General features: G+C 38.0%; 14 protein-coding genes. 11 read left to right on the top strand and 3 right to left on the bottom strand.

Translation table 11 applies throughout. The features are described 5' to 3' along the window. Window positions 1-31: 31 nt before the first annotated feature. Window positions 32-988: a MoxR family ATPase gene (locus AAFX60_017480; protein ID XDF78980.1), complete on the bottom strand. Its 957-nt coding sequence runs from the start codon at window positions 986-988 to the stop codon at window positions 32-34. A gap of 192 nt (window positions 989-1180) precedes the next feature. Here AAFX60_017480 and AAFX60_017475 point away from each other — a divergent pair, with 192 nt between their 5' ends. Then, window positions 1181-3094, top strand: coding sequence for a methyl-accepting chemotaxis protein (locus tag AAFX60_017475; GenBank protein ID XDF78979.1), 1914 nt, complete (start codon window positions 1181-1183; stop codon window positions 3092-3094). Between the two features lie 296 nt (window positions 3095-3390). On the opposite strand, the gene AAFX60_017470 is transcribed toward AAFX60_017475, so the two are convergent. After that, complete coding sequence (locus AAFX60_017470) at window positions 3391-4041, bottom strand: helix-turn-helix domain-containing protein (protein ID XDF78978.1); 651 nt, start codon at window positions 4039-4041, stop codon at window positions 3391-3393. Between the two features lie 1146 nt (window positions 4042-5187). Between AAFX60_017470 and AAFX60_017465 the strand changes: the two genes are divergently transcribed. The 9 genes from AAFX60_017465 to AAFX60_017425 all read left to right on the top strand — a co-directional run bounded on the left by AAFX60_017465 (window position 5188) and on the right by AAFX60_017425 (window position 11884). Next, window positions 5188-5736, top strand: a complete 549-nt coding sequence (locus tag AAFX60_017465) for a porin family protein (protein XDF78977.1) — start codon at window positions 5188-5190, stop codon at window positions 5734-5736. A 45-nt stretch (window positions 5737-5781) separates the two neighbouring features. Then, window positions 5782-5925 carry a hypothetical protein gene (locus AAFX60_017460; protein XDF78976.1) on the top strand — a complete coding sequence of 48 codons (144 nt, stop codon included), beginning with the start codon at window positions 5782-5784 and terminating at the stop codon, window positions 5923-5925. Window positions 5926-5968: 43 nt separating this feature from the next. Continuing rightward, on the top strand, window positions 5969-6988 hold the full coding sequence (locus AAFX60_017455) for a putative transporter (protein ID XDF78975.1): 1020 nt from the start codon (window positions 5969-5971) through the stop codon (window positions 6986-6988). Continuing rightward, a complete protein-coding gene (locus tag AAFX60_017450) occupies window positions 6985-7182 on the top strand; it encodes a hypothetical protein (protein XDF78974.1) in 198 nt (65 codons plus the stop codon). The genes AAFX60_017455 and AAFX60_017450 overlap by 4 nt, the downstream gene beginning before the upstream one ends. A gap of 5 nt (window positions 7183-7187) precedes the next feature. Next, a complete protein-coding gene (locus AAFX60_017445; GenBank protein ID XDF80153.1) occupies window positions 7188-9122 on the top strand; it encodes a TonB-dependent receptor in 1935 nt (644 codons plus the stop codon). Between the two features lie 562 nt (window positions 9123-9684). Beyond that, entirely contained in the window at window positions 9685-10182 is a 498-nt protein-coding gene (locus tag AAFX60_017440) for a hypothetical protein (protein ID XDF78973.1), read from the top strand. A 417-nt stretch (window positions 10183-10599) separates the two neighbouring features. Continuing rightward, entirely contained in the window at window positions 10600-10755 is a 156-nt protein-coding gene (locus AAFX60_017435; protein XDF78972.1) for a hypothetical protein, read from the top strand. Window positions 10756-11127: 372 nt separating this feature from the next. Next, window positions 11128-11469: a MarR family winged helix-turn-helix transcriptional regulator gene (locus AAFX60_017430; GenBank protein ID XDF78971.1), complete on the top strand. Its 342-nt coding sequence runs from the start codon at window positions 11128-11130 to the stop codon at window positions 11467-11469. A 214-nt stretch (window positions 11470-11683) separates the two neighbouring features. Further along, window positions 11684-11884, top strand: coding sequence for a restriction endonuclease subunit S (locus AAFX60_017425; GenBank protein ID XDF78970.1), 201 nt, complete (start codon window positions 11684-11686; stop codon window positions 11882-11884). Window positions 11885-11985: 101 nt separating this feature from the next. On the opposite strand, the gene AAFX60_017420 is transcribed toward AAFX60_017425, so the two are convergent. Then, complete coding sequence (locus AAFX60_017420; GenBank protein ID XDF78969.1) at window positions 11986-12690, bottom strand: DUF445 family protein; 705 nt, start codon at window positions 12688-12690, stop codon at window positions 11986-11988. Between the two features lie 144 nt (window positions 12691-12834). On the opposite strand from AAFX60_017420, the gene AAFX60_017415 reads away from it, so the two are divergent. Continuing rightward, window positions 12835-13260, top strand: a complete 426-nt coding sequence (locus AAFX60_017415) for a hotdog fold thioesterase (GenBank protein XDF78968.1) — start codon at window positions 12835-12837, stop codon at window positions 13258-13260. The last annotated feature ends 9 nt before the right edge of the window (window positions 13261-13269 follow it).

Here is a 13269-nt window from a genome sequence, read left to right as displayed (position 1 = left end):
AATTAACGTTTAGCAATGTGTCTTGATTAAATTAAGACGCCGCTACCATTTGTAATAAACGCTCAATGACTTTATTTGCCGTTGTGCCTTCTGCTTGCGCTTGGAAGCTTAATAGCAGTCGGTGACGTAATACAGGATAAGCCATAGCTTGAACATCTTCAGGGCTTACGTAATCACGACCTGCTAACCATGCGTGTGCACGAGCACAACGATCTAACGCTAATGTCGCTCGTGGACTAACACCCATCTCAAGTTGGTTTGCTAACTCTTGGCAGTATTGCGCAGGCTTACGTGTCGCCATTGTAATACGAATAATGTATTGCTCGATTTCAGGGGCCATGTAAATAGATAACACTTCTTTACGAGCACTGAAAATCTCACTTTGCGCTAATGGTTGTGGTCTTTGTGCTTGTTCACCTAATGCTTCACCACGATTTAAACGAAGAATGGCTAGTTCGTCTTGTGCGCCAGGGTAATCCACATCCAAATGCATTAAGAAACGATCAAGCTGCGCTTCTGGTAGTGGGTAAGTCCCTTCTTGTTCAATCGGGTTTTGCGTTGCCATGACTAAGAATAGCTCAGGCAGTTGATAGGTATTTCGACCCGCTGTGATTTGTTTTTCAGCCATGGCTTCTAGCATCGCCGCTTGGACTTTGGCTGGCGCACGGTTGATCTCATCAGCCAATACTAATGAGTTGAAAATTGGACCCGGTTGGAACGTAAATTCACCGGTCTCTTGACGGTAAATATCGGTACCGGTTAAGTCTGATGGCAATAAGTCAGGAGTGAATTGAATACGGTGGAAATCTCCCTCAATAGAGTCTGCCAAAATTTTAACTGCACGCGTTTTTGCAAGACCCGGAGGACCTTCAACTAAAATATGACCATCTGCAAGTAGGGCAATTAATAACTGCTTTACTAAATCTGGTTGACCAATGACTTGAGATTCAAGGTAAGTTTGTAATTGTTGAATTTTTAACGCTGGCATAGTTCACCCAATGTCTGGATTGTTTAGTAATTATTGTCTGTGACTCAATAAAGCCACATTAGTTCCTAATAAGATTGGGTTTAGTTCGAAATTATTCAACTATTTAATTAATGAATGTTTTTCTAATTATTTATTAAAGTTATGAAATGTACCGCCGTTATATGAAGGGTCTATTTTAGCTGTGGAAAAATTATGATTAATCTAACAATAAAACAGAAACTCGTCGCCGGTATCGTTATCGCTATCATTGCTTCAACTTCTCTTGTGGGTATTGTCGCCCAAAAAAAAGCGTACGAAACTTTAGATGAAAGGCTAACCACGCTTGAGCTTCCTACCATTCTCGACCAAATTGGTGGAGAAGTAGATAAAGAGGTGGCTGTACTTTCTGCTGCTGCTGAGCAAATGTCTAATAACCCTTTCATTATCGATGCTATTTCTGATCCTTACATCTCTCCTGAAGACCAAGATGTTCTTATTGGTCAATTAAATAAATTAAAACAACAACATAATCTGAATGATGCATCCGTTGCTAACCGTCAAACAGCAAATTATTGGAATCAGGATGGCTTTTTACGTCAACTAAACAAACAACAAGACGGTTGGTTTTTTGGGTTCACACAAAGTGGCCCTGAGCGTATGTTGAATGTATTTACTGAGCAAAACGGTGAAGTAAAACTGTTTGTTAATTTCCAACAGCTAAATGGCGTTTCAATGGCTGGTTTATCTAAATCATTAGATGATATGGTTGCTTTGTTAAATGGATTTAGAATTGAACAAACGGGTTTTGTTTATTTAATGGATGGTGACGGTAATATCAAAATCCATAAAAACAAAGCGATTATGGGCAAGCAAACCATTAAAGATGTGGTTGGCTCTGCCGAAGCATCGGTATTACTGACAAAGAAAAACTTTAACTTAAGCCGCATGGAAAAAGGTGGCCAAGAGATCTTTATTGCTTCGCATTACATTCCTTCAATGGAGTGGTTTATTGTTGCTGAAGTGCCGGTTTCTGAAGTGTTTGAAAGTTTGCATGCCTCTACCCAAGATATCATTATGTGGATTGTGGTGATTATTGCGGTATTTGTCTCTTTAGCTATTTGGGGTGCAGGCTCAATCACCAATAAACTGAACGAACTTGCGCATCGCTTTAAAGAGCTTGGTGAGGGAGAAGGTGATTTAACGCATCGTATCGAAGTGAAAGGGAATGATGAGATCACAGAACTTTCAAAAGGCTTTAATAGCTTTGTAGAGAAAATTCACAATACGGTTTCTGAAGTGGTTGAAACTGGCCATGTATTACACACTACTGCCGAAAACGTAGCATTAAAAGCGACATCAACACGTGATAACAGTGAAATGCAGCGTGACCAAACGCTTCAAGTAGTAACGGCTATTAACCAAATGGGCAGTACGATTAACGAAATTGCATCCAATGCGGCGAATGCGGCACAATCAGCAAGTAAAGCTGAAGCAAGCACTCAAGATGGTCGTCAAACTGTGATTGATTCTCGTGATGCAATTACCCAACTTGAAGGCGATTTAGTTCAAGTTAGCCATGTGGTGGAGCAATTAGCGGGTACAACACAAGACATTGGCTCTATCCTTGATGTTATTCGTGGTATTTCAGAACAAACCAACTTACTTGCGTTAAACGCAGCTATTGAAGCCGCGCGAGCTGGTGATCATGGTCGTGGTTTTGCTGTGGTTGCAGATGAAGTTCGTCAATTAGCAAGTCGTACATCAGAATCGACGGATGAAATCCAGAAGATGATTGATCAACTGCAAAACGAAGCGAAAAATGCGGTGGATGCGATGGAAGCAAGTCACAGTGTAACGGCTCGCGGTGTGGAATCTGCAGACAGTGCAACACAAGTGTTAGCGGGTATTGCAAAAAGTATCACAGATATTTCTGATATGAATACGCAAGTAGCAACGGCAACAGAAGAGCAATCTACTGTGGTTTATACGATTAACCAAAACATCGAAGAGATTAATGGTATTAATGAGTTAACCACCGCCACAGCACAAGAGCTTGCAGATTCAAGCCAGCAATTGAACGCACTTTCACAACGATTAGATCAATTAGTTGGTGCTTTTAAAGTCTAACAGACGGCTTTAGGTTTACCTTTTGAGGGGTTCTCTTGTAGAACCCCGAAACAGTTTTAATTGCAGTATTCATTTTTCATATTGTTCATACTAATCCATAAGCATTCTAAAGGTTACGTTTTTTTAAATTCATTTGTGCGGTTTAATCTGAACGGAGCATGCGATAATAGTTCAGTGCAATAAAGTGAACTACATTCAATATTAAAAAAGATTTTTTATCAGTTTCAGTTCCGTGAGATGAAAAAGAAGGCCCCTTAGAAACGGGGCTTTGTGGTGGCTAAACTTTTGTATGCTTATTAAGTGATAGCGTAAGCCGTTAAAGTTGAAATGATTGCCATTTCTTCTGTAATTTCTATAAATTTTAATTCCGCTGGTAAATCTTCACTTAACGATTTTAAGAACGATCTATTGTGTGCTTTTGTGTATTCCATTATTTCTGGTGCTGCATCTTTCGCAGTCTTAGCCAGAACAACAGATCCTGTTATTGGTGTTTTTTCATAGTCGAAATACATCATTCCACCTGCAGCATATTTTCCAATATCTTGATTCAATCTAACAATGAATGTTGTAAAACTATTACCAGCAGGGCACGGAACTCGTTCACGGCTTTGATCGTCATAAAGTTCCTTTAAAAGTTCTTCTGGTGTCGATGATTCAAGCTCTGACGTACGAATTACAACGGCCCCGTAACGTAAACGGTTGTGTCTTTCTACATCATCAAGGTTAATAGGCCCCTCACCAGTTGCTAACCATTCAAGCCGACAATCAAGAGCCTTAGCTAGAAGTACAGCACTGTCCAACATGATACTTTTATTTGGGTGTAGTCCAATATTTGTAATGACCGCTCGGCTAACACCTGATTTACGTGCTACTTCAATGTTAGTAGTGATTCCTAGATCATATTTTCGCTGTTCGATATTACGAGCGAGTATAGACTTTTGCTTCATGGTCGAACCTTATACAGTTTTATTAAAATTTTTGTCTTGTTTTACTGCCTAATTCTACAGCATCTACTTGCATCATCAAACAGGACACTGAATCAATCGTGTCATTTCTAATCGTTCTGTTCATAAGCACATCACCCAGATAATTTATTATCATCATTTAGTGATCTGAACAGTGATTTTTGCTCTGAAGTAGCCATTTTATTTTTCAGTTGAGTAAATTTTTGATGGCTAGTAAAAGATCATCTATTTAGTTTGTGCTTTTTTATGTGGCACAAAATCGAAAAGAAATTTCTGTCCTCTGGAAATCGGCTTTCTTACACGGTGCACATAACTAAAAAGTATAGTGAAGGGAAGTACAAAAATAGAAATTTTACTCGATACCGTAGAAATTCTTTACCGTGATGTGCTTGGTTACAAATCGCTATACTTCACTGAGCCTATGTAAAGTAGCATTTACAAGCAAGGACGGAGCTTGCCTTATCATTGAGGCTCAACTATGTCATGAATTTGTATTAAGGGTTATTGCAGTAAAGAACGTCATATTTTTAGATCGAGTTCTTAAAAGGTTTTAAATCAGCATGATGTTGAGATCTAAATTATGCCGTCGTTAATGTGATTATATCTTATGGACCTGATGCACCTAAACACTTTGATACATTGCCGTACGAAATGGGGGACGATTAACAGGATGATGGACACTATCCGCAACAATTATCTTTTGAATTTAAAGTAAATAGCATTTCGTAATGGATTTTCTTATATCTCACAGTGATGACTCGATCGATGCTTATTTTATATATCGCGTGTCGATTGGGTTCTTTTTTTGTTCAAACTTGAGTTTGTTGTTGCTATTCGTGTCATTTAACAATAGTATTCGCACTGTTCGGGTTAATGATGTGCGATGGATAACAGCTATGAGGTAACGACTTTTAAGAAAGTTAGTTTAGCTAATCATCTTAAGAAACTTGATTTGTCTATATCTGACTTAGCTGAAAAGTCTCGCTATAGCCGTGATTTATTAAATAAGTGGTGGATTAGAGACAGGCAAATGATCTCCGCACTCATTAGAGCAACACTAACCCACAAGTACACAACTAAATTGATGATACTTGATGGACAAGAGTCAAAAAGTAATAAGGTATGACCATGTACAAATCTAAATTAGCGCCGTTGGCGTTAGCATTATTCATATCTTCACCAGCATTTTCAGCTGAGGAAGAACCAGCTACACGAAACGACGTTACTGTTATGGTGGGCCGTGTGGGATTTTCGTCTCATGACGACGCTAGTGCTAATGGCAATGGTTTCGCTATCGGTGTTCATAAAGAGATAAATAAGATAGTGGGGATCTCTGCACGTTATGCTCGTCACGAATTGCTGGCGACAGGTGTTACTGGTGAGATTGGCACCTTTGGCGCTTACCCTGAGTTTGGTTATAGATTTGACCTTAACAATGCTGTAAGCGTAAAGCCGTATGTAATGGTTGGTATTGAGAATAATATTCTTGGTTATACAGATTATTGGCAGCGTCACGATTTTTCAGTTATCAGCTTCGCTAAAGGGCTTGGTATCCGTGCCGAGTTTAACGATAAAGTGACTCTTTCTATTGATATTAAGAGAGCTGATATAGAAATAGCAGATGATTACTACGTTGATTCTACTATTTCCAGCTTAATGCTTGGCGTTAAGTTCTAAGTCCATAAATCTTTACTATCAATTTATATACACGGAGTTTTTAAAATGAAAGTTGCCTTAATTATAGCTCTTATGACATTGGCCTTGCTCAGTTGTGCGGTGGCTTATACGTCTGATTCAAAGGTCAGTGATTACCAGCAATGGGATAATCGTTTATTTCGTATGGAACCAGTGATTATTAAAAACTAATAAAAGCAATAAAAGGTAACTTTATTAATTGAGGTTATCGCTTATGTTTCGTTGTTTCTTTTTAAATAGAAAATGGTTCTTTTGGTCAATGTACGGCACTACTGCGGTGGTTGCTGTTAATTGGTTCAGAGTCGGTATTGATGTGGAACTTAACTACTGGAACGGTCATTTTTATGATCTTATCCAAGAGGCGTTAGTTTCTCCCAATGCCGTCAAGTTTGTTGATTTTAGAAATGTTATTTTTGATTTTTTTAAGATCACAACTATGTACGTCGTTATTTCTGTGGTGGTTGATTACTTCGTAAGGCACTGGATCTTTAGGTGGCGTTGCGCCATGAACGAGCACTATACAAAGCACTGGCCTTTAATTCGTCAAATCGAAGGAGCAAGTCAGAGGATACAAGAAGACACAATGAGGTTTGCAAAGCTGGTTGAAGACTTAGGAATAAGCATTCTTAGGAATTTCATGACACTAGCGACGTTTATCCCGTTGTTGTGGGAACTATCCAAGCACGTAAAGGTGATCCCGTTCTTTGGTGAGGTTGAACATTCAATGGTTATCGTTGCCGTTGTTTCCTCATTCGGTGGAATCGCGTTTTTAATGTTCATTGGTAGGAAATTACCAGCTTATGAATACAACAACCAAAAAGTAGAGGCGGCATTCAGGAAAGAATTAGTTTTAGGGGAAGATGATGAAAGCCGAGCTACACCGAAAGGCTTAAAAGAACTGTTTGATGATGTGCGCCACAACTATTTTAGTATGTATCGTGCTTATCTTTGGTTTGATAGCTGTTCAAGTGCATATAGCAAGTATTCGGAACTTACCGTTTACATTTTTATGAGTCCAACAATATTACAAGCGGCGATTACCTTGGGAGTGTTGAAGCAAATCACTTCATCATACTCAAAGGTTGAGAGTTCCTTAAGGTTCCTAATCCGCCGATGGTCGAGCTGTGTCGAGTTAATGTCAATTTACAAGCGCCTACGCGCTTTTGAAATGCAAATAGAAATTTTCTCTTTAGAAGAAAACTCGAATTTAACCTTAAAAGGCAAAAAAATATGACCAAAACTAAATTAACCACTCTTGCTATTGCTATTGCTGCGTCATTATCGCCCGTTAAATCTTTTGCTGATACAGATAATGTTTCTACGTTTGAAGCCATTGAGGTTGTAGGTACACGCCCAGATTATAAAACTGAATCCGTAAGCACTGCGACTAAAATGGATATTGCACCGCTTGAGACCCACGTTCTGTAAATAGCATTGATAGAAAGTTACTTGATGATTTACAGGCGACCTCACTTGATAAAGCGCTTAAGAACGATGCCTCAACTGTTTCTACTTATGAAAGCGACGGACACGAAAACTTTTATATTCGCGGTTTCCAGTTAACTACTAACGATGGTTATTTGCGTAATGGTGAGCAGAAATATTCCCTTATTCAAGAACCTGTAGAAATGTATGAGCGAATTGAAGTGCTAAAAGGCCCGTCAGGTCTTCTTTATGGTAAAGGTTCACCAGCAGGATTGGTGAACATGGTAACAAAAGAGCCTGAATACCAGCGCCGCACTATGATTTCTCAAGATGTTGGTAGTAATAACTTTTCGCGTTCAGTGGTGGATACTACAGGTTCCGCAACGGACGATTTACGTTATCGTGTAATTGCCTCAAAACAATCAAAAGATAACTTTAGACACTACGTTAATGGCGTTCATCCAACTACACGCCGTGATTTATTGGCAATCATGCTTGATTATGATCTGACAGACGACACGATGTTATCGCTATCTTATGATTACAAGACGCAAAAAGGGCACCAAGATAGTGGCGCTTACTTTGATGAAGACGGCAACATTATTGGCGACCGTGATTTAATTCTTAATACACCTTGGTCAACCAATGAGAAAGAAGAGGAAAGCATTGGCGTTAAGCTAACGCACCACTTTGATAATGACTGGAAGTTAACGGCAAGCTATCACAAGTTGAATATGGCTAATACTGCTAAGACTTCAAGCATTAGACCAATGAAAGATAGTGCTCAAACAGGTAAGTACGAGTTTAATACTGGTAAGCGTGATAATAGTTATGATGTTCATACAGGTACTATGGATCTAACGGGTGACTTTAATACAGGTTCAATTGAGCATAAGTTGCTTGTTGGCACCAACTTTGTAGATCATGAGTATTCACGTAACAGTTTATACGGTGGTGTTAAGCAGGCCGCAAGTACTAACCCTGCGACACCAATTTACGGATTTGATCCAAGTAAATCAGGTAAGCCAAGTTCTAACGTTTATTCTAATTTCCAAACAGGCTTATATGTACAAGATTTGATAACGTTTAATGACTACTGGCAAATTCTGGCTGGTGCTCGTGCCGATTACTACATCAAATATCGTTCTAAGAATGATAAGAGAGACGGCAAAGGCAAAGATACTGAATATTTCAACGTTTTGCCAAGTGCTGCGATTATGTTCCATCCATCCGCTGACTCAACAATATACGCTAGTTACTCACAATCGTTTGTTCCTCAAACGCCTATTAGTAGCTCAAGCGATGCGAACGATGGAATGGAACGTGAACCAGAGCTAGGCCATTTATATGAGATTGGTTATAAACAGGAGTTCATGGATAACAGAGCTATATTTGAAACGTCTTTATTCCAGATAGTGAAAGAAAACATTTCAGTTACTGATAGAAAGTATCGTGATCCAAGTAATCCAGCTATCACCAAGAAAACAGAGCAGGGCGGCAAACAGATTAATACAGGTATTGATACAACAATCACGGGTCGTGTGACAGAGTTATTAACTGTTAAGGCTGGTGCGCAGTACTTAATTGCTGAATATGACGGCCAGCCGAAGTATGACGGTAAGAAAATAGCAGACGTTCCAGAATGGACGGCTAACGCATGGGCTAATTATGAGTTAACAGACCATATCGATCTGAATGCTGGTGTTTATTACATTGGTTCGCGTTACGGTAATAGCGCTAATGATGAGCCAAAGAAATCGGCTTACACCTTGGCGGATGTAGGTGCTATTTATCGTATGCCTATGGATTCAGGTGATGAGCTTTCATTCAGAGCTAAGATTAACAACGTATTTGATAAAGAGTATGAAACAAGTGGTGATTACTCTGGTATGAGTATCGGCGAGGGCCGTAACTATATGCTATCAGCACAATACGAGTTCTAAGAAAAAGCCCACTACGCCCTGAACAACTGGCCCAACCCAAAAAGGGCGTTGTGGCACCAATAACAGACCCCGTATTTACGCAGATTTATTGTATGTATCGAAATATAGTAAAGAACTATATAGTTTTCAATAAAAACAAGGTAGATCAAATAACCAACAACTTTAGTACAAATTAGGTGGCCGATTTGAATTAGGTACGGTCTTTATCAAGAGTGCGATATAGGAGTATTAAAAGCTCTGTATATGATTTTATAGGTACGAATTGTACTGAGATAGATCATATATGGCTAAGAAATCAAAGCTTTCTAAAATTAAAAAGTGAATACATTTAGGTTTGTGAATTGATAACACAATACGTTCAAAGGAGTGAGAATGTTGAATGGATTAGAAAAGAAATAGAAACATCTAAAGAGGTATGACGATGTTTAGCAAGGTATGTGATTTGTTCCCTAGAAGAGTTATGGAAGTATTAAAGAATACTATAGAGGTTCTTAACAAAAAGAGAATACAAGAAGAGGCTAGAAAGCATTTGTGTAATTTTAATGGTATGAGGGCTTAATCTATGACTGTTTCAAATGAATATATTAATTTTCTTTTACATAGTTGTGTGCTTTATGTGGTGGTCTTAATGGTAACCGTAGCTCTGTTATTGCTAACTCGGAATCGAAAACGGTGCCGTGTTAGTTTTTCTGACTTCACTTTTGTTAATGCTGAATTGGATAGAGCAAATGAAACCATACGTTCACTCGCTGGGAATGAATATAAGTTACGTAAGAGAATAGAAACGCTTACGCTTGAACGTAAAGAGGCTTTAGAAATGGCCCAAGATGCGACAGAAGCGCTAAGTGGGGCCGCAAAGTTTGTTCGCCTACATAATGAAACGGTTTATTCTAGCTGCTTAGGTATTTCTTTTTTTGATTTCGACTGTAAAGTGAATCAAAAAAATATTCGTACAAGGTATAAGCTACTTGCAAAAGTATTTCATCCCGATTTTGGTGGTAGTAAAGAACTTATGCAGATATTGAATAGTCAATACGAAAAAGTAAAAGAAATGAAATGAAGCTTAAATATAAGTTAGGAATATGACTGAAATTATAAGCGTTGTTCCTAATAACAGTGGACATGATGATATTTTCATTAGATATATCATGGTTTCTAGTATTTTTAGTTAAATGGGTTCTTATAGGATTTCGTAACATATATGTATGGCTTGATTTAAAAATTGTACTTTATGTTGTGTTTAATTTAACTTATCGAAGCATAATGTTTCATTATATGTAATCTTTTTTTATAACAATCCTTTTTTAGGATGAACTGTAACCAGTTCGCACGGGTAACATTGTTATGAAAATATATAAATGATCAATTGTGGAATCATTGATCGCATAAATAATACTTATAATTTTATTTTATATAACATAAATTTGCGTGGCTTTTGTGAATGTATACGAATGATTCTTATTTAGAGGGGAGTGACATGAATAATAATTTATCGATAGAAACGAAATTGGCTGTAATTAATCAATTAATGGAAACCAAAGAACCATTGTCCGATGATTCTAAGGAGTTTATTTCTGTTACCGTTGGCGAAGCATTAGATAAGTTAAAACAGAATGCAAAAACCGCAGAATAACGCTGTGCTTGATTTTGGTTTTTGGGCGTTCATAGTTCTTTTGTCGTTGTTTCTTTATTTCATCGGAATGGTGAATTTGTATAAGTGGCAGTTTGTAGGGTATTCGTTATTAGCATTCACAATTGTTTCGATAATACCTCTAAATTATAATTTTTGCGGCACGTAATTTATGCGATGCCTATCATGGTTGATTATTTCATCTTAATGCCTTTCGGTGATCCAAAATAATATATGTTTTATAGACTAAACCGCCATTACCGGCGGTTTTTTGTACGTATGTTTAGTTGTAAGTGATCCGTCTTCGCTAATGCATATCATTCTCATTAATGGCTGTGTATAATTTAAACATCCGTTTTTAAAAGAGTTAAGGCAATGATCTCAGAAACAAAAATAAAAACCTTTACAGATAACATCATGACATTTAGAGAATTGGTTCATGATGAAATTCATCCTATGCAAATGGTTGCATTTTTAGAAGTTATGTCTACTTTGCCGCTTACCGTATCTGCTAATCATTTATGTGAGAAGTTCGGAATTTCCCAAGCCTCCGCTAGTCGTCATTGCCGAGTTCTAACGGACAGAGCTGGGCCAAATAGAAAAGGTTACGATATTTGTTGCTGGGTATATGAGCCTAGTGACCATAGAACTAAATACTTAGAGCTGACAGAAAAGGGCCGTGATTTAGTTGAAATTCTCAATAAAGGGTTTAAATAAAATACAAAAAACTGCCATTATCGGCGGTTTTTTCTCCTCAAAACAAGCCGATTGGCTTCAAGTCATTGTAAAATAAATTGTGCATATAAATACACACACTTCAGTGTCTGATATAAATCATTTAATTATCATTAACTTATACTCAATCATTGCAATTGGTTTCTATTCTCTTGTAGAATCCCTCTAATTGTTTTTATGAATTGAGAAAATAATCATGAGTGATTTTGAAAAAGAACTTCAAGAAATGGTTCAACAAGAAGCTGATAAACCAGAAGAAGCGTTGCCATCAATTGAAGAGCAAAAAGCCATTGTTGCTGAGCTAAAACGTCTTGAAGAAGCGGGTGAGTTAACACCAGAAGTGCTTGAAGCACACTTTGGTAAATTCAGTGCTGACGATAGCGCACCAATCCATTAATTTGAGATTGAATCCATAAAAAATGCCAGCGTATAAATGCTGGCATTTTTGTATCTAAGGCATTGGTATTTAAATCTGGGTATCTTAGAGCTTGGTATGGATTAAATTAGCGTAGAAAGCATTCCGATAACACCGCCGAAAATACCACCCCAAACTACAAGCCACCCCAGGTGATTTTTGATCATATCCTGAACCATTTCTTTCACCATCTTAGGGGTAAGTTCATTTAGGCGTTGGTCAATAATATCCTCAATCGTCGATTGAATGTCTTCCATCATTTCTGGCGCTTCAAGCTCTTCTTTTAGTGCTTGTTTAAACTGCTCTTGCTGACTGATCTCAGTAATTGATGCTTTCATTTTTTCAATAAACGGTTCACGCATTGGATCAATTGCTTCTTGACCACCAAACATCGCAAGCATGCCACCAAATTGAGAGTTCATGATCACTTCAACCAAAGAATCAAAAGCTGGTGAAAGGTCGATCTTATCAATCACAGGCCCTAGATTAATGTTAGTGGCAGAGCTCATCTCATTCGATAAAAACTTATCTACGTTTGCTTTGGTGAAAAATTGATCCATCATCAAACGCTTAATGCTGGCTTTAAACTCTTCAAAGCGTGCAGGAATAACCCCTGAACCATAAAGACCTGGAACCTTTTCAAACAGCATGTGAATAGCAAGCCAGTTTGTTAATGCTCCAGAGAAAGCAAATAGACCAATATAATAGAGTGTATTTTGTTGCGTGTAATAACCAACACCTAACAAGATTAACGAAATCAAGTTAGTAATCATGCTTTTATTTAACATAGTTATCCTACATGAGTTAAACCAAATATTTTTGTGAAGTTTATCAGTTAGTAAAAGCGTTCAACAAGCGAAAATATGTTTTTCAACGTACAGGTTGAGTGTAAACTGTCGATATATATATTAACGATTACATTGGGAGTGAAAATGAGTATTTGGAAACGTGAGATGGATTTAACTGTCTTAAACACGACGTCTCGTAATACCTTGATGGAAGCGTTAAGCATTGAATATTGTGCATATGATGATAATTCGATTACTGCATCTATGCCTGTGACTTCGACGGTTCACCAACCATTAGGCATGCTTCATGGTGGAGCATCAGTAGCATTAGCTGAGTCTGTTGCTTCTATCGCGGCAAACTGGTGTGTTGATGAATCAAAATATTGTGTTGGTCTAGAGATAAATGCCAACCATATTAGAGCTGTACGTGAAGGAACTGTTTTCGCCACGGCCAAGCCTTTACATTTAGGTGCAACCACCCACGTTTGGGTGATTGATATTAAAGATCAACGAGACCGCTTAGTCTGCACAAGCCGCTTTACTGTGGCTGTGATGAAAAAGAAAAAGTAGCGACTTGTT

Source organism: Aliivibrio fischeri (assembly GCA_038993745.2).
In the GTDB taxonomy this organism is placed as follows: Bacteria; Pseudomonadota; Gammaproteobacteria; order Enterobacterales; family Vibrionaceae; genus Aliivibrio; species Aliivibrio fischeri_B.
The sequence above is the reverse complement of the archived record's forward strand: the minus strand, read 5'-3'. Positions and strand labels throughout refer to the sequence as shown.

What these genes read in the sequence shown, in the direction of transcription:
- AAFX60_017430 (XDF78971.1), top strand. Translation starts at nt 11,128, where the DNA reads ATGATCTCAGAAACAAAAATAAAAACCTTTACAGATAACATCATGACA.
- AAFX60_017475 (XDF78979.1), top strand. Translation starts at nt 1,181, where the DNA reads ATGATTAATCTAACAATAAAACAGAAACTCGTCGCCGGTATCGTTATC.
- AAFX60_017440 (XDF78973.1), top strand. Translation starts at nt 9,685, where the DNA reads ATGACTGTTTCAAATGAATATATTAATTTTCTTTTACATAGTTGTGTG.
- AAFX60_017480 (XDF78980.1), bottom strand. Translation starts at nt 988, where the DNA reads ATGCCAGCGTTAAAAATTCAACAATTACAAACTTACCTTGAATCTCAA.
- AAFX60_017435 (XDF78972.1), top strand. Translation starts at nt 10,600, where the DNA reads ATGAATAATAATTTATCGATAGAAACGAAATTGGCTGTAATTAATCAA.
- AAFX60_017420 (XDF78969.1), bottom strand. Translation starts at nt 12,690, where the DNA reads ATGTTAAATAAAAGCATGATTACTAACTTGATTTCGTTAATCTTGTTA.
- AAFX60_017425 (XDF78970.1), top strand. Translation starts at nt 11,684, where the DNA reads ATGAGTGATTTTGAAAAAGAACTTCAAGAAATGGTTCAACAAGAAGCT.
- AAFX60_017460 (XDF78976.1), top strand. Translation starts at nt 5,782, where the DNA reads ATGAAAGTTGCCTTAATTATAGCTCTTATGACATTGGCCTTGCTCAGT.
- AAFX60_017450 (XDF78974.1), top strand. Translation starts at nt 6,985, where the DNA reads ATGACCAAAACTAAATTAACCACTCTTGCTATTGCTATTGCTGCGTCA.
- AAFX60_017470 (XDF78978.1), bottom strand. Translation starts at nt 4,041, where the DNA reads ATGAAGCAAAAGTCTATACTCGCTCGTAATATCGAACAGCGAAAATAT.
- AAFX60_017465 (XDF78977.1), top strand. Translation starts at nt 5,188, where the DNA reads ATGTACAAATCTAAATTAGCGCCGTTGGCGTTAGCATTATTCATATCT.
- AAFX60_017455 (XDF78975.1), top strand. Translation starts at nt 5,969, where the DNA reads ATGTTTCGTTGTTTCTTTTTAAATAGAAAATGGTTCTTTTGGTCAATG.
- AAFX60_017415 (XDF78968.1), top strand. Translation starts at nt 12,835, where the DNA reads ATGAGTATTTGGAAACGTGAGATGGATTTAACTGTCTTAAACACGACG.